Genomic DNA, 22,792 nt, shown 5'->3' on the forward strand with positions numbered 1-22,792 from the left:
AAAACTCAAGACTTGCTCCCCAACAATGCGTTAACCCAACAAATAAAAAAGAAGAAAACCTTGTCTCTTATCCGGCGTCTGCATTGCCAGGCATTAAATGAGAGCTTCAGAAGTTGAGTACCATGTAACGATCGACGAATGATCCTCGACGCTGTCTTATCAGGTGCTACCAACGCAGCAATGAGCCCAACCTGACTGAACCACCATCCGTCATGAATGGTTTTATAGCGGGAAATCAAAGGGCGCAGCCCCGTGTTGGCGCCTACTTGATTACGCTCGTGCTGACGATAATCCATTGATGCCACCGGATCGATATACCAGCGGTAACCATTACTGCGCGCATATGCGTAGCAATACCAGTCGTGCAAACTGACGTCTTGCAGCCGCTGCCAGTTTTCAAGCATTGAGGTTTTCAACGAGCTGGCCAGAGCATTACTCATGACGTAGGTACAACCCGGGCCGGCAGCCTCGAAGAAATAATCCAGCTCGACCTGTGGTTGCGCCTTGTCCAGAAGGATACTTCTGCCGTCGGGCCAGAATGCAGTGACATTACTGGAATAAGCATCAACTTTTTGTTCTGCGATGCATTGGGTGGCACGCAGCAGTTTGCTGGAATGCCAGATATCATCCTGATCCGCGAAGGCAATAAACTCAAAGTGGCTGAAATCAACATCGCGGATAAGCCTGAAGAAGTTCCGCGAAGCACCACCAAAGCGCCCTGAATCGGATAGAACCACTACGTTTGGATGCGTGGCAGCGTATGCATGACACAAGGCTTCGGTACCATCAGAAGATTGGTCAACGCTGATAAATACGGTGACATCAATTGCTGATTGATCAAGGATTGAGGAAAGCTGCTCCTCGATCCACGGTACTCCATTGTAGGCAGCCAGTAAAACTGCAACCTTCGGATGTTCTACTGGCATGCCATTCCTGCTTATACGGATTGAAAGCTTTATATGGAAAGCGCACTTTCCAATTCAGAAAGAGCTCGAATCCAATAGTTTTTTCAAGTATTGCCCGTAACCGGTTTTTTTCAGGGCTTCTGCCTGCTGGCCCAGCTGTTGCGCAGTAATCCAGCCATTGTTGTATGCAATTTCTTCCAGACAAGCCACCTTCAGACCTTGTCGGTGTTCAATGGTATGGACGAAATGGCTCGCCTCCAACAGTGAGTCGTGAGTGCCGGTATCGAGCCAAGCAAACCCTCGACCGAGCATTTCGACATTAAGTGTCTTTTGCTCGAGATAGGCGCGATTGACGTCAGTAATCTCCAGCTCACCTCGCTCAGAGGGCTTGATACCCTTGGCGATATCTACAACCTGGTTGTCATAGAAATAAAGACCCGTGACGGCGTAGCTGGACTTCGGTTTCAAGGGCTTCTCTTCAATGCTGAGCGCGCGGCCAGAAGCATCGAATTCGACAACGCCGAAACGTTCTGGATCAGAAACGTGATAACCGAATACCGTTGCGCCTTTCTCTTGAATGCTCGCGGAACGCAAGTTGTCGGAGAAGTGCTGGCCGTAGAAAATATTGTCGCCGAGGATCAAACAGCATGGGTCCTTGCCAATGAATTCCTCACCGATAATGAATGCCTGAGCCAGACCGTCAGGACTTGGTTGCTCTGCATAGGTCAGCTGAATACCGTAGCGACTGCCATCCCCCAATAGCTTGCGGAAATTTGGCAGGTCTTCCGGGGTGGAAATGATCAGGATCTCTCGCATACCTGCAAGCATGAGCACGGACAACGGATAAAAAATCATCGGTTTGTCGTATATCGGTAACATTTGCTTGGAAACACCCAGGGTCAATGGGTGCAAGCGGGTTCCCGAACCGCCGGCCAGAATAATTCCCTTTCGATTTGTCTTGATCATTTATTAAAAACTTCCATCAGCATTCTGTTTACGCCGCTTTGCCACTCTGGCAATCGAAGGGCAAAATTATTTCGCAATTTCTGGGTGTTCATACGTGAATTCAAGGGACGGCGCGCAGGCGTCGGGTAGGCAATCGACTCTATCGGATTAAGTTCGGTCACCTTCAATTGCTCACCATTCTTTCGAGCAAACTCTATGACATGTAAAGCATAGCCGTGCCAGCAAACTTCACCATCGGCAACAAGATGATACATTCCACCCAGCTGTGCATCCTGCCTCACTTTCAAAATAGCGTGGGCAGTTACGTCAGCGATCAGATCGGCACCGGTCGGCGCACCAAACTGATCGAAAATCACATTCAAGGTTTCCCGTTCTTTGGCTAGACGTAACATGGTTTTTGCGAAATTATTACCCCAAGTGGAGTAAACCCAGCTGGTTCGAAAGATCAAGTGCGAACAGCCAGAAGCGATAATTGCTTCTTCACCGGCGCGCTTACTAATCCCGTACTGGTTAAGGGGCGCCACAGGATCTTGCTCTTGCCAGGGAGATGCCCCCTCACCGCTGAAGACGTAATCAGTTGAATAGTGAACGAGCAAAGCATTCAAGGCCATGGCTTCCTCTGCCATAACTCCGACTGCCTGAGTATTGATCAGGCCTGCAAGTTCGCTCTCCGTCTCAGCTTTATCGACTGAGTTATACGCGGCGGCATTGACGATCACATCAGGCTTCAAATGACGGATCGTTGCGCGCAAGCCTTCCAGGTCAGATAAATCACCACGCAGGCCGTTGACTGAATGACGATCCAGCGCAATCAATTCACCCAAAGGCCCCAGTGACCGCTGCAACTCCCAGCCAACCTGGCCATTTTTTCCAAAAAGAAGGATTTTCATGCTTTATCTGAGCGATCACTATAGTTCTGGTCGATCCACTGCTGATAGCTGCCGCTCTTCACGTGCTCTACCCACTGAGTATTGCTCAAATACCACTCAACGGTCTTGCGGATACCGGTCTCAAAGGTTTCTTCCGGAGTCCAACCCAACTCTCGCTGAATCTTGCTCGCATCAATCGCATAACGCTGATCGTGACCCGGACGATCCTGCACATAAGTAATCAGATTGGCGTGAGGGCGATAAGCGGATTCTGGGCGTAGTTCGTCCAGTAATGCGCAAAGGGTATGCACAACTTCGATATTTTGTTTCTCGTTGTGGCCACCGATGTTGTACGTCTCGCCGATAACACCTTCGGTTACGACCTTGTACAACGCACGGGCGTGATCTTCAACATACAGCCAGTCACGAACCTGATTGCCTTTGCCATAAACTGGCAGCGCCTTGCCTTCCAGTGCATTGAGGATGATCAGCGGGATCAGCTTCTCAGGGAAGTGGCACGGGCCGTAGTTGTTCGAGCAGTTGGTAACCAGCGTTGGCAGGCCATAGGTGCGGGCCCAAGCGCGAACCAGGTGATCAGAGCTCGCTTTGCTCGCCGAGTATGGTGAACTTGGCTGATAAGGCGTGGTTTCGGTGAAGAGATCTTCCGGACCTTCAAGATCGCCATACACTTCATCAGTGGAAATGTGATGGAAACGGAAGCTGGTTTTACGCGCATCATCCAGCGCCGCCCAATAGTGGCGCGCAGCTTCCAGCAAGGTGTAAGTCCCGATGATATTGGTCTGGATGAATTCGGACGGGCCCGAAATTGAACGGTCAACATGGGACTCTGCGGCTAGGTGCATGATCGCATCAGGCTGGTGCTCTCGCAGAACACGGTCGACTTGATCACGGTCACAGATATCAACGCGCTCGAATACGTAACGCGAATCCTGACTGACTTCAGCCAAAGACTCCAGGTTGCCGGCGTAAGTCAGCTTATCGACGTTAATGACAGAGTCGGTGGTGTTGGAGATGATGTGACGGATGACTGCCGAGCCGATAAACCCGGCGCCGCCGGTAACTAGAATTTTCACGCTAAACCATACCCTTGAGCTGCGGACAGCGCCATCAAAGAGCGCGGCCTAATCCATGAATGCAGAAACCACCAGACATGATGGTTTCCGTCAGAGTCAGTCTAATCGACATGCAGTATAGGCATCGTCGAACAAGGGTTGCATTTTACAGCTTAACGAACGTTTTACTAATGGATATAAACAGGTAGAGGCGCAATTCGACAGATGCCCCGCACTTGTTGCTTTCAAACCATTCGCTTGCGTATCGCTTTGGACGAGCGCCCGAAAAACCAGCCAAGCGCCGGCCCAATCAGCATGCCGAGGAGCAATGCCAAAACCACAACAAGCGAAACCGGCAACTGCGGACCAGACAAACCGAGAAACAATAAAGATACTGACTGCTGATTCTCAAGAACAAACGCCAGAATCACCAAAATCAGTAAAAGAATAAAAACGCCGAGAAATATGCGTTTGAGGTTACGCATGAGCAACCCCTTGAGAGATAGCGACTGTCAAACCCCCTCCTCCTCTTCCTCATTTACCCGATCACGCAATTCTTTACCCGGCTTGAAATGCGGAACGAATTTCCCGTCAAGACTGACCGACTGACCTGTCTTAGGGTTACGACCAACGCGCGGCGCACGGTAGTGCAGGGAGAAGCTGCCAAACCCACGGATCTCGATGCGATCACCGGTGGCCAGGCATTGGGACATTTGCTCAAGCATGGTCTTGATGGCCAGCTCCACATCCTTGGATGAGAGCAGCCCTTGATGGGTGACAATTCGTTCGATCAACTCCGACTTCGTCATATTTTTCCCTTCTTTTTCAAGCAGCTAGATCAGCGCTTGAAAGGTTTTAGCACGCCCGGAAGATTTTGAACAGCCCAGGGATTGACATATCTTCATAGGCGCCGAAACGCCCACTTTCAGGGCATGAAAGCAACAAACTGAGCAATGCAGGCTTATCGACAGATCACCAGCATGGTTCGCGTCACGTAGCCCGCCGGGTTGAAGCCAAAAGGAAACTCATCTTCATCCTTGGCATCGTCCGATCGGGTGATCACTTTGTAGCCCGCGCCCTTGCACTCCTTTGCCGCGCGCTTCTGGCATTTCTCCCAGCCAGAGCCCAACCCAGAGCAGTCGACTTCTATACCACTGACACCACGCACGGCATGGGTCTTGGCACTGGTCGTACAGCCAGCCAGAACAAGTACAGCCACGAGGATAATAAACTTGTTCATCCACTTCCTTATGCCAGGCAACTGCCCGACGACTACACGCTTAAGACCAAGCTTAGACGTGAATAGACGATTGATCCGATTAAAGAAACAGACCGCCCAGAAGCGGGATTGGTTTCACTGAAACCTTCATGCATGACTCGAAACACTAAATCGCAGGCACAAAAAAGGGCGACCGAAGTCGCCCTTTTTATTGCCCAATCAGAACTTAGTTCTGTTTGGCCGCCATTGCCTGGCGCAGCAGGCCAGCCATGGTGGTGTCAGCTGCTTCACCTTCCGGAGCCGATTTCAGGCTCTGGATAGCTTCTTTCTCTTCAGCATCATCTTTCGACTTGATGGAGAGTTGGATCACGCGGCTCTTGCGATCAACGCTGATGATCTTGGCTTCTACTTCCTGGCCTTCTTTCAGAACGTTGCGCGCGTCTTCAACGCGGTCACGGCTGATTTCGGAGGCTTTCAGAGTCGCTTCGATATCGTCGGCCAGAACGATGATGGCGCCTTTGGCGTCAACTTCTTTCACGGTGCCAGTAACGATTGCGCCTTTGTCGTTAACCGAGACGTACTCGGAGAACGGATCGCTTTCCAGTTGCTTGATACCCAGGGAGATACGCTCGCGCTCTGGGTCAACCGACAGGATAACGGTGTCCAGCTCGTCGCCCTTCTTGAAACGACGTACGGCTTCTTCGCCCACTTCGTTCCAGGAGATGTCGGACAGGTGAACCAGACCGTCGATGCCGCCGTCCAGACCAATGAAGATACCGAAATCGGTGATCGACTTGATGGTGCCGGAGATTTTATCGCCCTTGTTGAACTGGCCAGAGAAATCTTCCCATGGGTTAGATTTGCACTGCTTGATGCCCAGGGAGATACGACGACGCTCTTCGTCGATGTCCAGAACCATAACTTCCACTTCGTCGCCGACTTGTACGACTTTCGAAGGGTGGATGTTCTTGTTGGTCCAGTCCATTTCCGAAACGTGTACCAGACCTTCAACGCCTTCTTCCAGCTCAGCGAAGCAGCCGTAGTCAGTCAGGTTGGTTACACGAGCGGTAACGCGAGTGCTTTCTGGGTAACGGGCTTTGATAGCAACCCATGGATCTTCGCCCAGTTGCTTCAGGCCCAGGGAAACACGGTTGCGTTCGCGATCGTATTTCAGAACCTTAACGTCGATTTCGTCACCAACGTTGACGATCTCGGAAGGATGCTTGATGCGCTTCCAGGCCATGTCGGTGATGTGCAGCAGGCCGTCCACGCCACCCAGATCGACGAATGCGCCGTAATCGGTGAGGTTTTTGACGATACCTTTGACTTGCTGGCCTTCCTGCAGGGATTCCAGCAGAGCTTCACGCTCGGCGGAGTTCTCGGCTTCCAGGACGCTGCGACGGGAAACGACAACGTTGTTGCGCTTCTGGTCCAGCTTGATGACCTTGAATTCCAGCTCTTTGCCTTCCAGGTGCGTGGTGTCGCGCACTGGACGGACGTCAACCAGGGAACCTGGCAGGAACGCACGGATGCCGTTAACGTCGACAGTGAAGCCGCCTTTAACCTTACCGTTGATAACGCCCTTGACCACTTCCTCAGCTGCGAATGCTGCTTCCAGAACGATCCAGCACTCAGCGCGCTTGGCTTTTTCACGGGACAGCTTGGTTTCACCGAAACCGTCTTCAACCGAGTCCAGAGCAACGTGAACTTCGTCACCGACATTGATAGTCAGTTCGCCAGCGTCGTTGTAGAACTGCTCAAGCGGGATGAGTGCTTCAGACTTCAGGCCAGCGTGAACGGTTACCCAGCGAGCCTGGTAATCGATATCAACGATAACACCGGTGATGATGGAGCCTGCCTGAAGGTTCAGGGTTTTTAGGCTTTCTTCAAAGAGTTCCGCAAAGCTTTCGCTCATTTTAATTCCTGTAAATGAGGGCGAAGGATACGCCCATCTCCACACCCCAGACGGTGTGGGTTAGTTTCATATAGAAGAAGCGCCGCAGGACTATGACTGGTCCCCTGCAACCTTCTTGGTCACCCGGCGATATCGCGAATGGCGATCTCGCTCATGATGCGTTCAAGCACCTGATCGATGGACAACTCCGTGGAATCCAGCTGTATGGCGTCAGCCGCCGGCTTAAGCGGGGCTACCGCTCGCTGGGTGTCACGCTCGTCGCGCGCACGGATCTCATCTAGCAGACTCGACAGACTAACACCCTCGACTTTGCCCTTCAACTGCAAATATCGACGGCGCGCCCTCTCCTCGGCACTGGCGGTCAGGAAAATCTTCAGCGGCGCATCAGGAAAAACGACTGTGCCCATGTCGCGACCATCGGCCACCAGGCCCGGCGCTTCCTGAAAAGCGCGCTGGCGCTGCAGCAGCGCCTCGCGCACGGCGGGCAATGCAGCCACTTGCGAAGCGCCGGAGCCGACGCTTTCGGTGCGGATGACATCGCTGACTTCGTCGCCTTCCAGAATGATTCGCTGCAACTGACCTTCGGTCGCCGCAATGAACTGAACATCCAGATGAGCGGCAAGTTTCTTCAGCAGTTCTTCGTTGGTCAGATCAACGCCATGGTTGTGCGCAGCAAATGCCAGCAAACGGTAAAGCGCACCGGAATCCAGCAGATTCCAGCCCAGACGCTTGGCCAGAATTCCGGCTACGGTGCCTTTGCCCGAGCCGCTTGGCCCATCAATGGTGATGACCGGTGCAATGTTTTTCACGACTGAGCCTCTTGCGCCACACGAATACCGACCTGCCCGCACAGCGCGAGGAAGTTGGGGAATGACGTCGCGACGTTGGCGCAATCATGGATGCGGATCGGTGCGGTGGCGCGCAGAGAGGCCACACTGAAAGCCATCGCGATACGGTGATCGCCATGACCATGCACTTCGCCGCCGCCGATCTGGCCGCCGTCGATGATGATGCCGTCCGGGGTCGGCTGGCACTTGACGCCCAACGCCAGCAAGCCGTCCGCCATCACCTGAATACGATCCGACTCCTTGACCCGCAACTCTTCAGCGCCGGTCAGCACGGTGCGCCCTTCGGCACAGGCCGCAGCCACGAACAGTACAGGGAATTCGTCAATGGCCAGCGGCACCAGCTCTTCCGGAATCTCGATACCTTTGAGTTTAGCTGCCCGCACACGCAGGTCAGCCACAGGCTCGCCGCCGACTTCACGCTGGTTTTCCAGAGTGATGTCCGCGCCCATCAGGCGCAGGATGTCGATAACGCCGGTACGAGTCGGGTTGATGCCGACGTGCTCAAGCACCAGCTCCGAACCTTCAGCGATCGAGGCCGCTACAAGGAAGAACGCTGACGACGAGATGTCGCCCGGAACTTCAATGTGAGTCGCCGTCAGCTTGCCGCCAGATTCGACCGAAGCCGTAGCGCCTTCAACGCTGACCGGATAGCCGAAACCGCGCAGCATGCGCTCGGTGTGGTCGCGAGTCGGAGCCGGCTCGGTCACGGTGGTCTTGCCTTCAGCGTACAGACCGGCGAGCAACAGGCAGGATTTCACCTGAGCACTGGCCATCGGCATGGTGTAGGTCAGGCCCTTAAGCTTGTGACCACCGCGAATAATCATCGGTGGACGACCTTCAGCAGCAGTTTCAATCACGGCGCCCATTTCACGCAACGGATTGGCTACGCGATTCATCGGGCGCTTGGACAGCGACGCATCGCCAGTCAGTGTGCTGTCGAAGTTCTGCGCAGCCAGCAGGCCGGACAGCAGCCGCATCGAAGTACCGGAGTTGCCCAGATAGATTGGGCCCGGCGCCGGCTTCAGACCGTGCAGACCGACACCGTGGATGGTCACGCGGCCGTGATGCGGGCCTTCGATGACCACGCCCATGTCGCGGAATGCCTGCAAGGTCGCCAGAGCGTCTTCGCCCTCGAGGAAGCCTTCGACTTCAGTGACGCCTTCGGCCAGCGAACCGAGCATGATCGAGCGGTGGGAAATCGATTTGTCACCCGGTACGCGAATCCGACCGGACAGGCGGCCACCAGGTTGAGCCAGGAAGATCAGATCGTTGGAGTTCATAGCGTCCACATAGGCCCTGCGGGCCAGGATTTTACTGAAATGCTCGCGGGCAACCCGGGCGCGAGTGAAAACGCCCAACAATTGGTGCCCATCCCCTGCATCGACCGCGTCGCGCAAGGCGTCGAGGTCACTGCGAAATGTATCGAGTGTGCGCAGAACAGCCTCGCGGTTGGCGAGGAAGATGTCGTGCCACATCACCGGGTCGCTTCCGGCGATTCTTGTGAAATCGCGGAAACCGCCCGCAGCGTAACGGAAGATCTCAAGATTTTCATTGCGCTTGGCCAACGAGTCGACCAGACCAAAGGCCAGCAGGTGCGGCAAATGGCTGGTCGCGGCCAGCACTTCGTCGTGACGCTCGACCTGCATGTGCTCGACATCGGCGCCCAATTCGCGCCACAGTCGATCAACCACAGCCAGCGCCGCCGGATCAGTTTGCTCAAGCGGCGTGAGGATTACCTTGTGACGTCGGAACAGTTCAGCATTGGAGGCTTCCACCCCGCTCTGCTCGGAACCGGCGATCGGATGACCCGGCACGAAACGCGTCGGCATGCCGCCGAACGCCTCGGTCGCCGCGCGCACCACATTGCCTTTGGCACTTCCGACATCTGTCAGAATCGCCTGCCCCAGATCCACGCTCGCCAGACGCGCGAGCACTTTTTCCATGGCCAGGATCGGCACTGCCAGCTGAATCACGTCAGCGCCCTGACAGGCAGCCGCCAAGTCATCTTCACAGCGATCCACAACGCCCAACTCAACCGCCAGCTTGCGCGACTGCGGGTCAAGATCGACCCCGACCACTTCGCGGCAGATACCGCTTTCACGCAAGCCTTTGGCAAACGAACCACCGATCAACCCCAGACCGACCACCACAAGGCGACCGATCATAGGTGCAGCAGATTGCAGTGCAGTGACATCACCCACGAGCCAGAACCTTGCGCAGCGCTTCGAGGAAGCGGCTGTTTTCTGCCGGCAGACCAATGGTCACCCGCAGGTGGTTCGGCATACCGTAGTTAGCCACCGGACGTACGATCACGCCTTCGCGCAGCAAGCCCTGGAACACCGGGGCCGCGACCTGAGCGAGATCGACACAGATGAAATTGCCTTTGGATTCGATCCAGTTCAGGCCCAGCTCACGAAAACCGGCTTGCAACTGTTGCATGCCCGACTCGTTTAGCTGACGGCTTTGCGCCAGATACTCTTCGTCTTTCAACGCTGCACAGGCTGCCGCCAGGGCGAGGCTGTTGACGTTGAATGGCTGGCGAACACGGTTCAGCACATCAGCAACAACCGGGGTCGATAAGCCGTAGCCAACACGCAGTGCCGCAAGACCATAGGCCTTGGAGAACGTGCGCGACACCAGAAGATTCGGGTAAGCGGCGAGGAAATCCAGACCGTCCGGCAGATCACTGCCTTCGGCGTACTCGATGTACGCCTCGTCCAGCACCACCAGCACGTGCTCCGGAACATCCTGCAGGAACTCGTCCAGCGCTTCAGCGCCGAACCAGGTGCCGGTCGGGTTGTTCGGGTTGGCGATAAATACGACGCGGGTATTGGCATCGATGGCCGCGAGCATCGCAGGCAGGTTATGCCCCCAATCCTTGGCCGGAACCACTTTGGCTTGCGCGCCGACCGCCTGAGTGGCAATCGGATACACCGCAAACGCGTGCTCACTGAACACCGCATTCAAGCCCGGCGCCAGATAGGCACGCGCAACCAGCTCAAGAATGTCGTTGGAGCCGTTGCCCAAGGTAACCTGGTTCAGCTCGACACGGCATTGCTCGGCCAGCAGGGATTTCAGCGCAAAACCGTTGCCGTCCGGATAACGGGTCAGCTCGGCCAGCTCTTCGCGAATCGCCGCCAAGGCTTTAGGGCTGGCACCCAACGGGTTTTCGTTGCTCGCCAGCTTGACGATTTTTGCCGGATCCAGATCCAGCTCGCGCGCCAGTTCGTCCACAGGCTTGCCCGGCACGTACGGCGAAAGTTGTTGCACGCCCGGCTGTGCCAGAGCGAGGAAGTTGCCACTCATTTGCTACCACCCCTTAGAGAACTGCTTTCGGGTAGGAACCCAGCACTTTGAGTGCTACTGCTTCCTGACTGATCTTTTCCAATACACCTTTGATCAACGGATCACGGTGGTGGCCGACAAAGTCGATGAAGAACACGTAGGTCCATTTGCCGCTGCGCGACGGACGGGTTTCGATACGGGTCAGGTCGATCCCGTTGTCGTGGAACGGCACCAGCAGCTCGTGCAACGCGCCGGGTTTGTTGCTCATCGACACGATGATCGAAGTCTTGTCGTCGCCGGTTGGCGGCACTTCCTGATTACCGATCATCAGGAAGCGCGTCGAGTTGTCGGGACGGTCTTCGATCTTCTCGGCCAGACGGGTCAGGCCATACAGCCCTGCCGCCATGTCGCCGGCAATCGCCGCCGAATTCCACTCACCCTTAACCCGCTTGGCCGCTTCGGCATTGCTGGAAACCGCCACGCGCTCGACATTCGGGTAATGCGCGTCCAGCCACTTGCGGCACTGAGCCAGCGACTGCGCGTGGGAGTAGATGCGACTGATGCTGTCGGTCTTGGTGTTTTCACCGACCAACAGGTGATGGTGAATACGCAGCTCAACTTCGCCACAGATGACCATGTCGTGTTCGAGGAAGCTGTCCAGCGTGTGATTGACCGCGCCTTCGGTGGAGTTTTCCACCGGCACCACGCCAAAATTCACCGCACCGGCCGCCACTTCACGGAACACTTCGTCGATCGCTGCCATTGGCTTGCTGATCACAGCGTGACCGAAGTGTTTCATGGCCGCCGCTTGAGTGAAGGTGCCCTCAGGGCCGAGGTAAGCCACTTTCAACGGCTGCTCGAGCGCCAGGCACGACGACATGATTTCGCGGAACAACCGCGCCATTTCTTCGTTGCCCAGCGGCCCCTGATTGCGCTCCATCACCCGTTTGAGCACCTGAGCCTCACGCTCAGGACGATAGAACACCGGCACTTCGCCTTCGGCCAGCGAGGCCATCTTTACTCGCGCGACTTCCTGGGCGCAACGCGCACGCTCACTGATCAGCTCCATGACTTTGGTGTCCAGAGCGTCAATGCGAACGCGCAGTGCCTTGAGTTCTTGCTCGGACATCAGCCGTGTTCCTTCTCGAATTCAGCCATGTACGCCACCAGCGCATTGACGGCGGTGATGTCGACGGCGTTATAGATGGAGGCGCGCATGCCGCCAACAGAGCGGTGACCCTTGAGGTTGAGCAGACCGCGCTCTTCGGCACCGACGAGGAACGGCTTGTCCAGACGATCGTCAGCCAGACGGAATGGCACGTTCATCCATGAGCGATCCGACTTGTTGATCGGGTTGCTATAGAGGCCGCTGGCGTCGATGAAGTCATACAACGTGCGCTGTTTGACGTCATTGAGCCTGGCGATGGCTTCAACGCCGCCCTGCTCTTTCAGCCACTGGAACACCAGACCGGACAAGTACCAGGCCAAAGTCGGCGGCGTGTTGTACATCGAGCCGTTATCCGCTGCGACTTTGTAGTTGAGCATGGTCGGGCATAGCGAGCGCGCTTTGCCGAGCAAGTCTTCGCGGATGATGTTGACGACGATACCGCTTGGGCCGATGTTTTTCTGCGCACCGGCGTAGATCATGCCGAAACGCGAGATATCGACCGGACGCGACAGAATATCCGAAGACATGTCAGCTACCAGAGGCACGTCGCCGGTTTCCGGGATCCACTGGAATTCCAGACCGCCGATGGTTTCGTTCGGTGCGTAATGAACGTAAGCGGCGTCTTTCGACAGGTTCCACTCGTTCTGGCCCGGGATGGCGAAATAGTCGTAAGGCTGGGCAGTGGCGGCAACGTTGACGTGACCGTAGCGCGAAGCTTCTTCAATGGCTTTCTGCGACCAGATACCCGTATCGATGTAGTCGGCCGAGCCGCCTTCAGGCAGCAGGTTCAGTGGGATCTGCGCGAATTGCTGGCTGGCGCCACCCTGCAGAAACAGCACTTTATAGTTCGACGGGATATTCAGCAGGTCACGCAGATCCTGCTCGGCCTGGGTGGCGATAGACACGAACTCATCACTGCGATGGCTCATTTCCATGACCGACAGACCCTTGCCGTGCCAATCAAGGAGTTCACCCTGGGCGCGCTGCAGGACAGCTTCAGGAAGCGCCGCAGGACCGGCGCAGAAGTTATAGGCTCGCTTGCTCACATCCAATCTCGCTCTGATTTGGTGGTATCACATATCAGTCGGCGCTGATTTTAAGTGGGAGCGAGCTTGCTCGCTCCCACATGGATCTTCATGGGCGCCGAAATTTCATACCGGACAAATAACAAGGGGGCGAATTCTCATCCGCCCCCTCGTTTGTCCGCTTATTCTTGCGGTTCTTCGTCTGCTGCGGCGTCGAGTTGCTGGTCTTCGCCAGCATCGTCGATCACGACGCTGCCTTCGAATTCCTCGCCCTCTTCACCCTCAAGCTCTTCACCTTCAACTTCCGAAGGTTCCTGAACCCGTTCCAGCCCGACCAGGGTTTCATCCTTGGCCAGCTTGATCAGCGTCACACCTTGAGTGTTACGACCCAGGCTTGACACTTCGTCGACACGGGTACGCACCAGGGTGCCCTGATCCGAGATCAGCATGATCTCTTCACCGTCCTGCACCTGAACCGCACCAACCAGACGGCCGTTACGCTCGTTGCTGACCATGGCGATCACGCCCTGACCGCCACGCTTGTATTCAGGGAACTCGGTGATCGCCGTGCGCTTGCCGTAGCCGCGCTCGGAAGCGGTGAGGATTTCGCTGCCTTCTTCCGGAATCAGCATGGAGATCAGCTTTTGCCCTTCCGGCAGACGCATACCACGCACACCGCGGGCGGTACGGCCCATGGCGCGAACTTCGGATTCCTTGAAGCGCGTCACTTTGCCGCCGTCGGAGAACAGCATGATTTCCTGCTCGCCATCGGTGATGGCAGCGGAGATCAGGATGTCGCCTTCGTCCAGCTCCAGCGCGATCAGACCAACGCTGCGCTGACGGCTGAACGCCACCAGCGGGGTTTTCTTCACGGTACCGTTGGCGGTCGACATGAAGATGAACGGTGCCTTCTTGCGGTCAGCCGCTTTGATGCGAGCGCGACGCTCTTCATCGGTCTCGTTGCTGTTTTCGATTTCTTCTACATCAGCCTCGGCGCCTTCGGCTTCTTCTTCATCAGCCTGACGCTTCATGGCTTCGAGATCGACCGGCAGCATGGTGGTGATGTATTCACCCTCGCTCAATGGCAAGAGGTTGACCAGCGGACGACCACGGGCGGCGCGGGACGCTTCCGGAATCTCGTAGGTCTTGAGCCAGTACACCTTGCCCTTGCTGGAGAACAGCAGCAGCGTGGTGTGGCTGTTGGCAACCAGCAGGTGAGCGATGTAATCCTCATCCTTGACGCCGGTCGCCGATTTGCCTTTGCCGCCACGACGCTGAGCCTGGTACGCAGCCAGCGGCTGGGTCTTGGCGTAGCCACCGTGGGAGATGGTCACGACGCGTTCTTCTTCCGGGATCATGTCACCCAGGGTCAGGTCGAGACGGGCATCGAGAATCTCGGTGCGACGCACGTCGCCGTATTCGGCGCGGATCACTTCCAGCTCTTCGCGGATCACTTCCATCAGGCGCACAGCGCTGTTGAGGATGCGGATCAGCTCGCCGATCTGGTTGAGAATCTCTTGATACTCGGCCAGCAGCTTCTCGTGCTCCAGACCGGTCAGACGGTGCAGACGCAGTTCCAGAATGGCTTGCGCCTGTTCTGGCGACAGGAAGTACTTGCCCTCGCGCAGACCGTATTGCGGATCGAGGTTTTCCGGACGGCACGAATCGGCACCGGCACGTTCAACCATCGCGACCACGGCCGAGGATTCCCACGGCGTACTGATCAGCGCTTCTTTAGCTTCCGACGGGGTCGGCGAGGCCTTGATCAGGGCGATAACCGGGTCGATGTTCGACAGGGCAACGGCCTGACCTTCGAGGATGTGACCACGCTCACGCGCCTTGCGCAGTTCGAACACGGTGCGACGGGTAACCACTTCGCGACGGTGACGGACGAAGGCTTCCAGCAGATCCTTGAGGTTCAGGATGCGTGGGCGGCCGTCGATCAGCGCAACGATGTTGATGCCGAAGACCGATTGCAGCTGGGTCTGGGCGTAGAGGTTGTTGAGGATCACCTCAGGCACTTCGCCGCGACGCAGTTCGATCACGACGCGCATACCGTCCTTGTCGGACTCGTCGCGCAGTTCGGTGATGCCTTCGAGCTTCTTCTCTTTGACCAGCTCGGCGATCTTCTCGATCAGACGCGCCTTGTTCAGCTGGTACGGCAGTTCGGTGATGACGATCTGCTGACGACCACCGACCTTGTCGATGTCTTCGATGATCGAACGAGCGCGCATGTAAATGCGCCCGCGACCGGTGCGGTAGGCTTCGATGATGCCGGCGCGACCATTGATGATCGCAGCGGTCGGGAAGTCCGGACCGGGAATGTATTGCATCAGTTCATCGACGGTGAGCTCAGGGTTGTCGATGAGCGCCAGGCAACCGTCGATGACTTCACCGAGGTTGTGCGGCGGAATGTTGGTCGCCATGCCCACGGCAATACCGCTGGAGCCGTTGACCAGCAGGTTGGGGATACGGGTCGGCATGACCGCCGGGATCATTTCGGTGCCGTCGTAGTTCGGCACCCAGTCCACGGTTTCCTTGTGCAGGTCAGCCAGCAACTCGTGCGCCAGCTTGGTCATGCGCACTTCGGTGTATCGCATCGCAGCAGCGTTGTCGCCGTCGACCGAACCGAAGTTGCCCTGACCGTCTACCAGCAGGTAGCGCAGGGAGAAAGGCTGAGCCATACGAACGATGGTGTCGTACACGGCAGTGTCACCGTGCGGGTGATACTTACCGATCACGTCGCCGACAACACGGGCAGATTTCTTGTACGGCTTGTTGAAGTCGTTGCCCAGCTCGCTCATCGCGAACAGTACGCGACGGTGCACGGGCTTGAGGCCATCGCGCGCATCCGGCAGTGCACGGCCGACGATCACGCTCATCGCGTAGTCGAGGTAGGACTGTTTCAGCTCGTCTTCGATATTGACCGGGAGGATTTCTTTGGCCAGTTCGCCCATGAGAAGCCTGATTCCTTTTTCTGGTGAAACTTCGTCATATCCATGTGGGAGCAACGAAGCTCGTCGGGGCAGGCCGAGTGCCATGCGCCGACTTACGACAAATCAACATTGGACCGCGGATTTGCGCAGTAAAGACAGCTCCGTGGAGCTGCCTCGGAAAACGCCGGATGTTATCACAAGAGCCGCCACGCACCTATCCCCCTGATGCGCATGGAGCATAGTTAGTTGACCGGTGACAGGCTTAACGGGGACGAGAGAGGCTCAGAGCTTGTTTGAATGTAGAAATGGGGTTCGGTTTAGCGATGTTTATTGACTTTCAGGGCCCTTTCGCGAGCAGGCTCGCTCCCACAGTGCTTCGTGGTGATCACAAAACAGGTGGGAGCGAGCTTGCTCGCGAAGAGGTCGACGCAAGATCCAAGCCTGTTAGTGCAGGCGTTTACGGCACATCAACTGGGCCATTTTCGCGGTGTCCGGGCGTTCGACGATGCCTTTTTCGGTGACGATCGCGTCGATCAGGTCGGCAGGGGTCACGTCAAACACCGGGTTGAACGCTTCAACGTCCGCACCGACCCGCTTGCCGCCGACTTCCAGCAACTCGGCACCATCACGCTCTTCGATCGGGATGTCATCACCGCTGGCCAGGTTCATGTCGATGGTCGAACTTGGCGCCACCACCATGAAACGCACGCCGTGGTGCATGGCGTTGACCGCCAGTTGATAAGTGCCGATCTTGTTCGCCACGTCGCCGTTGGCGGTGATGCGGTCAGCGCCAACGATCACCCAGGTCACGCCTTTGGTTTTCATGATGTGCGCGGCGGCGGAGTCGGCATTCAGCGTCACCGGGATGCCCTCATTGGCCAGTTCCCACGCAGTCAGGCGCGAGCCCTGCAACCAAGGACGGGTTTCATCGGCGTAAACGCGCTCTACCATGCCTTCCAGATAAGCCGCACGAATCACTCCCAGCGCCGTACCAAAGCCGCCGGTGGCCAGCGCGCCAGTATTGCAGTGAGTGAGAATCGCCTGGGCATTGCCCTGATGCTTGCGGATCAGATCAACGCCGAGCTGCGCCATGGTCAGGTTGGCTTCGCGGTCGCTTTCGTGAATGGCGATGGCTTCGGCTTCCAGCGTCGCCAGCGGATCGGCGTTTTCCTTCAGGCGGTCGAGGCGATCGTGCATGCGACCCAAGGCCCAGAACAGATTGACCGCGGTCGGACGAGAATCCGCCAGCAAGGCGAAATCCTCTTCCAGCGCCGCGTACCAGTCGCCGCCCTCAGCGATCCGGGCACGCGCCGCGAGGACGATGCCATAAGCGGCACTGATGCCAATGGCCGGCGCGCCGCGCACCACCATCGAACGAATCGCCTCAGCCACGCCGGCGGCGCTGGTGTAGGCAATCCAGGTTTCCTCGAACGGCAAAATACGCTGATCCAGCAGGTGCAGCGCGCCGTCTCGCCAATCGATGGCCTTCACTTTCTCCGCAGCCAACAGTCGATCGCGCATCCCACACCCCGCACTCATGAACAAAAGCCGCCGATTATAGCGATCCCCCCGCGAAGACGCTCGGGTATACTTCGCCATCCTTTACAAAAGCACTGGAACCGACCCTCGATGCCGAAACCTGCCATTGCGCTCGACTTATTATTGCTGCCGACCTGGCTGGTACCCGTCGAACCCGCTGGCGTTGTGCTCAGGGAGCACGGCCTGGGCATCCGCGACGGTCGCATCGTGTTTATCGGCCCGCGCGCCGAAGCATTGAAGTGTAACGCCACTGAAATTCGCGAATTGCCGGACGTGCTGCTCGCCCCGGGTCTGATCAACGCTCACGGCCACGCGGCGATGACGCTGTTTCGTGGCCTCGCCGATGATCTGCCGCTGATGACCTGGCTGGAAAACCACATCTGGCCGGCCGAGGCCAAATGGGTCGATGAAGAATTCGTCCGCGACGGCACTGATCTGGCCATCGCCGAGCAGATCAAGGGCGGCATCACTTGCTTCTCGGACATGTATTTCTTTCCGAAAGTCGCCAGCGAGCGCGTGCATAACAGCGGCATTCGCGCGCAGATCGCCATTCCGATCCTTGATTTCCCGATCCCGGGCGCCAGCAGCGCCGATGAAGCGATTCGTCAGGGCGTCGAATTGTTCGGCGACTTGAAGCACCACGAACGCATCAAGATCACGTTCGGCCCTCATGCACCGTACACCGTCGGCGACGAGAATCTCGAGAAAATCCGTGTGATTGCCGAGGAGCTGGACGCCTCGATCCATATGCACGTGCACGAAACCGCTTTCGAAGTTCAGCAGTCACTGGAGCAGCGCGGCGAACGCCCGCTCGCTCGCCTTGGCCGTCTGGGCCTGCTGGGCCCGCGCTTCCAGGCCGTGCACATGACCCAGATCAGCGATGACGACCTGGCGTTGCTGGTAGAAAGCAACACCAGCGTGATCCATTGCCCGGAATCCAACCTGAAACTCGCCAGTGGCTTCTGCCCGGTCGAGCGTTTGTGGCAGGCTGGGGTAAATGTCGCGGTCGGCACCGATGGCGCGGCAAGCAACAATGATCTCGACCTGCTCGGCGAAACCCGCACCGCCGCGCTACTGGCCAAAGCCGTGGCCGGCTCGGCCACGGCGCTGGACGCTCATCGCGCACTGCGCATGGCCACCCTGAATGGCGCGCGCGCACTGGGGATCGAGACGCAAGTCGGCTCGCTGGAAATCGGCAAAGCAGCCGACATCGTCGCTTTCGACCTGTCCGGCCTGGCACAGCAACCAGTGTACGACCCGGTTTCGCAGCTTATATATGCCACTGGTCGCGATTGCGTAAAACACCTGTGGGTCGCCGGCAAACAACTGCTCGAAGACCGCCGCCTGACGCGCATGGACGAAGAGCAACTGGGCGCCACCGCCCGGGCCTGGGGCCAGCGAATCAGCGGCCACACCGAATCGTAAACACTCTGGCGCAAATGCCAGAGCTACAGCACTTTTAAAGTTTTAGAGGATTGAACATGAGCAACGTCGACCACGCCGAAATCGCCAAATTCGAAGCCCTGGCCCATCGCTGGTGGGACCGCGAAAGCGAATTCAAACCGCTGCACGACATCAACCCGCTGCGGGTCAACTGGATTGACGAGCGGGTCAATCTGGCCGGCAAGAAAGTCCTCGACGTCGGCTGCGGCGGCGGCATCCTCAGCGAAGCCATGGCCCAGCGTGGCGCCACCGTAATGGGCATCGACATGGGCGAAGCGCCACTGGCAGTCGCGCAACTGCATCAGCTGGAATCCGGCGTCAGCGTCGAATACCGCCAGACCACCGCAGAAGCCCTGGCCGAAGAAATGCCCGAGCAGTTCGACGTGGTGACCTGTCTGGAAATGCTTGAGCACGTACCGGATCCATCGTCGGTCATTCGTGCCTGCTTCCGCATGGTCAAACCGGGTGGCCAAGTGTTCTTCTCGACCATCAACCGCAATCCGAAGGCGTACCTGTTCGCCATCATCGGCGCCGAATACATCATGAAGCTGCTGCCGCGCGGCACCCATGACTTCAAGAAATTCATCCGCCCGTCCGAGCTGGGCGCCTGGAGCCGCATGGCCGGCCTGACCGTCAAGGACATCATCGGCTTGACCTACAACCCGCTGACCAAGCATTACAAACTGGCCAGCGACGTTGACGTCAACTACATGATCCAGACCCTGCGCGAGGAATAAGCCGATGGCCATCAGAGCAGTTCTCTTCGACATGGATGGCACCCTGCTCGACACGGCGCCGGACTTCATCGCCATCTGTCAGGCGATGCGTGCCGATCGTGGCTTGCCGCCGATCAATGACAAGCACATCCGTGACGAGATCTCCGGTGGCGCCAAAGCCATGGTCGCGGTGACGTTTTCCATGGACCCGGAATCGCCGGGCTTCGAAGAACTTCGCCTGGAGTTTCTTGAGCGCTATCTGGTCGGCTGCGCCGTCCATAGCAAGTTGTTCGACGGCATGGGCGAACTGCTCGCCGATATCGAGAAGGCCAACCTGATCTGGGGCGTGGTGACCAACAAGCCACTGCGCTTTGCCGAGCCGATCATGAAGCAACTGGGATTGGCTGAGCGTTCGGCACTGCTGATCTGCCCGGATCACGTGAAGAACAGCAAGCCGGATCCGGAGCCGTTGATCCTCGCGTGCAAAATGCTTGATCTGGATCCATCGACGGTTCTGTTTGTGGGCGATGATCTGCGCGATATCGAATCGGGCCGCGATGCCGGTACGAAAACTGCGGCGGTGACGTTTGGCTACATTCACCCGGACGACAACCCGCGGCATTGGGGTGCGGATGTTGTGGTGGATCATCCGTCGGAGTTGCGCAAGGTGCTCGATAGCGCGCTTTGCAGTTGCTGAGACCTGACGCAGAGCGTCATTGGCTGCATTCCCACGCAGAGAGTGGGAACGATCTGACTTGGTGAGGTTTTTATGTTTGATTACTCCGCTCGTCCCGAATTGCTCAAGGATCGGGTCATTCTGGTCACCGGTGCCGGTCGTGGCATTGGCGCGGCTGCCGCAAAAACCTACGCCGCTCATGGCGCCACGGTATTGCTGCTGGGCAAGACTGAAGCCAACCTGACTCAGGTCTACGACGAGATCGAAGCGGCAGGCCACCCGCAACCGGCGGTGATTCCGTTCAACCTCGAAACCGCCCTGCCCCATCAGTACGATGAACTGGCAGCGATGATCGAAGCCGAATTCGGCCACCTCGACGGCCTGCTGCACAATGCCTCGATCATCGGCCCACGCACGCCGATCGAGCAGCTGTCCGGCGAAAACTTCATGCGTGTCATGCAGGTCAACGTCAACGCCATGTTCATGCTGACCAGCACGTTGTTGCCACTGCTCAAGCTGTCACAGGACGCGTCGGTTGTGTTCACCTCCAGCAGCGTCGGGCGCAAGGGCCGTGCGTACTGGGGCGCTTATGGCGTGTCGAAGTTCGCCACCGAAGGCCTGATGCAAACCCTGGCCGATGAAGTCGACGGCGTGGCACCCGTTCGTTCCAACAGCATCAACCCGGGCGGTACGCGCACCAGCATGCGTGCGCAGGCCTATCCGGGAGAAAACCCGCTGAACAATCCGACACCGGAAGAAATCATGCCGGTCTACCTGTACCTGATGGGCCCGGACAGCACCGGCATCAACGGCCAGGCATTCAACGCGCAATAACTGCCATACGTCGCATTTGTTGCCGCGGCAGATTCCTGTCGCGGCATGCATTTGCCGCCCACGACCGTCACAATTCAGTCAATTTTCCAGCACTCACCTCTCATCCATTGATCTAAACCATTGATTCCAAACGGTTTAAATAAAACCGAACCGAATGGCACGACTTTCGCTCTAACTTCTCTCAAAGCAAGCCGCGTGAAGGCAATGGGGCGAAGCCGATTTCGATAGCTGACTAATCGTCATCCGGCAGACTAAACTTACGCCAAACGTCCTACGGGACTGATGGATCAGTATGACGCGCAGCCCATAGCCGCTCTCACCCAGCCTGTAAGACGGACTTACCGCTAAGGGTTCACGCCATATGAAATCACCCTCCCAGACCAATGCAATTGACTTTGACAGTGCCAAATTGCAACGCCTGGGCTTTGGTCAACTGCCGCCCCTTCTGGAGCGACCGGCCAGTCTGGCGCAATTGCGCCAGCAAATGAGCCTGCAACTGCAAACCAGCCTCGAACCACAACGCATCCTCGGTCTGTTTTTCCGCGAAGTTCAGCGTCTTGTGCCGTTGGACGCGTTGAGTTACGTGCATCAGGGCAGCGATTTACGCCTGGAATTCGGTACCCGCGGCCACCATTCGATCAGCTACAGCCTGAGCCACGAAGGCGAGCACATGGGCGAACTGGTGTTTCGCCGCAATCAGCGTTTCAACGACAAGGAACAAGGCCAGCTGGAATCGCTGCTGTCATCCTTGCTGTACCCGATGCGCAACGCCCTGCTTTACCGTGAGGCGACCCAGAGCGCTCTGCGCGATCCGCTGACCGGCGCCGGCAATCGCATTGCCATGGAGCAGACCCTCCAGCGCGAAATCGAGATGTCGCGTCGACATCTGCAACCGTTGTCGCTGTTGATGCTCGATATCGACCACTTCAAACGGGTCAACGACAGCCATGGCCACAGCGCCGGCGATGATGTGCTTAAAGCCATCGCCGCGACGATCAAGGCCCAACTGCGCAATGTCGATATGGTGTTCCGATACGGCGGCGAAGAATTTCTGATTCTGCTGTCCAACACCAGCCGCGAAGCGGCAGCGATGGTCGGCGAACGGTTGCGTTATGCAACGCAGGCGGCCGAATACTATGCCGATGGGCAGTTGATTGAATTGACGGTGAGCCTGGGATGTTCGACTTTGTTGCCGGGGGAATCGGCCGACAGCTTACTGCGCCGCGCTGACAGTGCGCTGTATGTGGCCAAGCGTGAAGGCCGAAATCGGTTGGCGATGGCGGGCTAAGGCTTTCCAGCCAACACAAAACAGTGTGGGAGCGAGCCTGCTCGCGAATGCAATCTGACATTCAACCATGAGTTGACTGACGGACCG

The 22,792-nt window shown here is 57.3% G+C and carries 20 protein-coding genes; 5 read left to right on the forward strand and 15 right to left on the reverse strand.

Annotation, left to right across the window (positions count from 1 at the left end):
- Positions 1-5: 5 nt before the first annotated feature.
- The 15 genes from ACZ0A4_RS15345 to mtnA all read right to left on the reverse strand — a co-directional run bounded on the left by ACZ0A4_RS15345 (position 6) and on the right by mtnA (position 17,730).
- On the reverse strand, positions 6-926 hold the full coding sequence (locus ACZ0A4_RS15345; protein ID WP_463575432.1) for a glycosyltransferase: 921 nt from the start codon (positions 924-926) through the stop codon (positions 6-8).
- A 54-nt stretch (positions 927-980) separates the two neighbouring features.
- The gene (rfbA, locus tag ACZ0A4_RS15350; protein ID WP_463575434.1) at positions 981-1,871 is read right to left on the reverse strand and encodes a glucose-1-phosphate thymidylyltransferase RfbA; all 891 of its coding nucleotides are present in this window, start codon (positions 1,869-1,871) and stop codon (positions 981-983) included.
- Positions 1,868-2,761, reverse strand: a complete 894-nt coding sequence (gene rfbD / locus ACZ0A4_RS15355; protein ID WP_463575436.1) for a dTDP-4-dehydrorhamnose reductase — start codon at positions 2,759-2,761, stop codon at positions 1,868-1,870. Before rfbD ends, rfbA begins: the two co-directional genes overlap by 4 nt.
- A complete protein-coding gene (gene rfbB / locus ACZ0A4_RS15360) occupies positions 2,758-3,834 on the reverse strand; it encodes a dTDP-glucose 4,6-dehydratase (protein ID WP_463575438.1) in 1,077 nt (358 codons plus the stop codon). The genes rfbD and rfbB overlap by 4 nt, the downstream gene beginning before the upstream one ends.
- Before the next feature lie 224 nt (positions 3,835-4,058).
- The gene (locus tag ACZ0A4_RS15365) at positions 4,059-4,298 is read right to left on the reverse strand and encodes a lipopolysaccharide assembly protein LapA domain-containing protein (protein WP_463575439.1); all 240 of its coding nucleotides are present in this window, start codon (positions 4,296-4,298) and stop codon (positions 4,059-4,061) included.
- Positions 4,299-4,325: 27 nt separating this feature from the next.
- Positions 4,326-4,622 carry an integration host factor subunit beta gene (gene ihfB, locus ACZ0A4_RS15370; RefSeq protein WP_003189779.1) on the reverse strand — a complete coding sequence of 99 codons (297 nt, stop codon included), beginning with the start codon at positions 4,620-4,622 and terminating at the stop codon, positions 4,326-4,328.
- Between the two features lie 152 nt (positions 4,623-4,774).
- The gene (locus tag ACZ0A4_RS15375; protein WP_141127064.1) at positions 4,775-5,053 is read right to left on the reverse strand and encodes a hypothetical protein; all 279 of its coding nucleotides are present in this window, start codon (positions 5,051-5,053) and stop codon (positions 4,775-4,777) included.
- Between the two features lie 205 nt (positions 5,054-5,258).
- On the reverse strand, positions 5,259-6,947 hold the full coding sequence (gene rpsA / locus ACZ0A4_RS15380; RefSeq protein ID WP_463575440.1) for a 30S ribosomal protein S1: 1,689 nt from the start codon (positions 6,945-6,947) through the stop codon (positions 5,259-5,261).
- A 119-nt stretch (positions 6,948-7,066) separates the two neighbouring features.
- Positions 7,067-7,756, reverse strand: a complete 690-nt coding sequence (gene cmk, locus ACZ0A4_RS15385) for a (d)CMP kinase (RefSeq protein WP_064391442.1) — start codon at positions 7,754-7,756, stop codon at positions 7,067-7,069.
- Positions 7,753-9,960 carry a bifunctional prephenate dehydrogenase/3-phosphoshikimate 1-carboxyvinyltransferase gene (locus ACZ0A4_RS15390; RefSeq protein ID WP_463577562.1) on the reverse strand — a complete coding sequence of 736 codons (2,208 nt, stop codon included), beginning with the start codon at positions 9,958-9,960 and terminating at the stop codon, positions 7,753-7,755. Before ACZ0A4_RS15390 ends, cmk begins: the two co-directional genes overlap by 4 nt.
- Positions 9,961-9,988: 28 nt before the next feature.
- On the reverse strand, positions 9,989-11,101 hold the full coding sequence (gene hisC / locus ACZ0A4_RS15395; RefSeq protein ID WP_463575441.1) for a histidinol-phosphate transaminase: 1,113 nt from the start codon (positions 11,099-11,101) through the stop codon (positions 9,989-9,991).
- 13 nt (positions 11,102-11,114) lie between these two features.
- Entirely contained in the window at positions 11,115-12,209 is a 1,095-nt protein-coding gene (gene pheA, locus ACZ0A4_RS15400; protein ID WP_007908404.1) for a prephenate dehydratase, read from the reverse strand.
- Positions 12,209-13,294: a 3-phosphoserine/phosphohydroxythreonine transaminase gene (serC, locus tag ACZ0A4_RS15405; protein ID WP_463575442.1), complete on the reverse strand. Its 1,086-nt coding sequence runs from the start codon at positions 13,292-13,294 to the stop codon at positions 12,209-12,211. Before serC ends, pheA begins: the two co-directional genes overlap by 1 nt.
- A gap of 161 nt (positions 13,295-13,455) precedes the next feature.
- A complete protein-coding gene (gene gyrA, locus ACZ0A4_RS15410; RefSeq protein WP_141127062.1) occupies positions 13,456-16,230 on the reverse strand; it encodes a DNA gyrase subunit A in 2,775 nt (924 codons plus the stop codon).
- Between the two features lie 423 nt (positions 16,231-16,653).
- Entirely contained in the window at positions 16,654-17,730 is a 1,077-nt protein-coding gene (gene mtnA, locus ACZ0A4_RS15415) for an S-methyl-5-thioribose-1-phosphate isomerase (protein WP_463575444.1), read from the reverse strand.
- A gap of 108 nt (positions 17,731-17,838) precedes the next feature.
- Between mtnA and ACZ0A4_RS15420 the strand changes: the two genes are divergently transcribed.
- The 5 genes from ACZ0A4_RS15420 to ACZ0A4_RS15440 all read left to right on the forward strand — a co-directional run bounded on the left by ACZ0A4_RS15420 (position 17,839) and on the right by ACZ0A4_RS15440 (position 22,705).
- Entirely contained in the window at positions 17,839-19,173 is a 1,335-nt protein-coding gene (locus ACZ0A4_RS15420) for a TRZ/ATZ family hydrolase (protein ID WP_463575445.1), read from the forward strand.
- Positions 19,174-19,229: 56 nt separating this feature from the next.
- Positions 19,230-19,928, forward strand: a complete 699-nt coding sequence (gene ubiG / locus ACZ0A4_RS15425; RefSeq protein WP_463575446.1) for a bifunctional 2-polyprenyl-6-hydroxyphenol methylase/3-demethylubiquinol 3-O-methyltransferase UbiG — start codon at positions 19,230-19,232, stop codon at positions 19,926-19,928.
- A gap of 4 nt (positions 19,929-19,932) precedes the next feature.
- Positions 19,933-20,604 (forward strand): N-acetylmuramic acid 6-phosphate phosphatase MupP, encoded by a 672-nt coding sequence (gene mupP / locus ACZ0A4_RS15430; protein ID WP_463575448.1) that lies wholly within the window; start codon positions 19,933-19,935, stop codon positions 20,602-20,604.
- Positions 20,605-20,676: 72 nt separating this feature from the next.
- Entirely contained in the window at positions 20,677-21,417 is a 741-nt protein-coding gene (locus ACZ0A4_RS15435; RefSeq protein WP_007908397.1) for a YciK family oxidoreductase, read from the forward strand.
- Positions 21,418-21,778: 361 nt separating this feature from the next.
- Positions 21,779-22,705 (forward strand): GGDEF domain-containing protein, encoded by a 927-nt coding sequence (locus ACZ0A4_RS15440; protein ID WP_463395302.1) that lies wholly within the window; start codon positions 21,779-21,781, stop codon positions 22,703-22,705.
- The last annotated feature ends 87 nt before the right edge of the window (positions 22,706-22,792 follow it).

This window comes from Pseudomonas sp. AC172 (assembly GCF_979258595.1).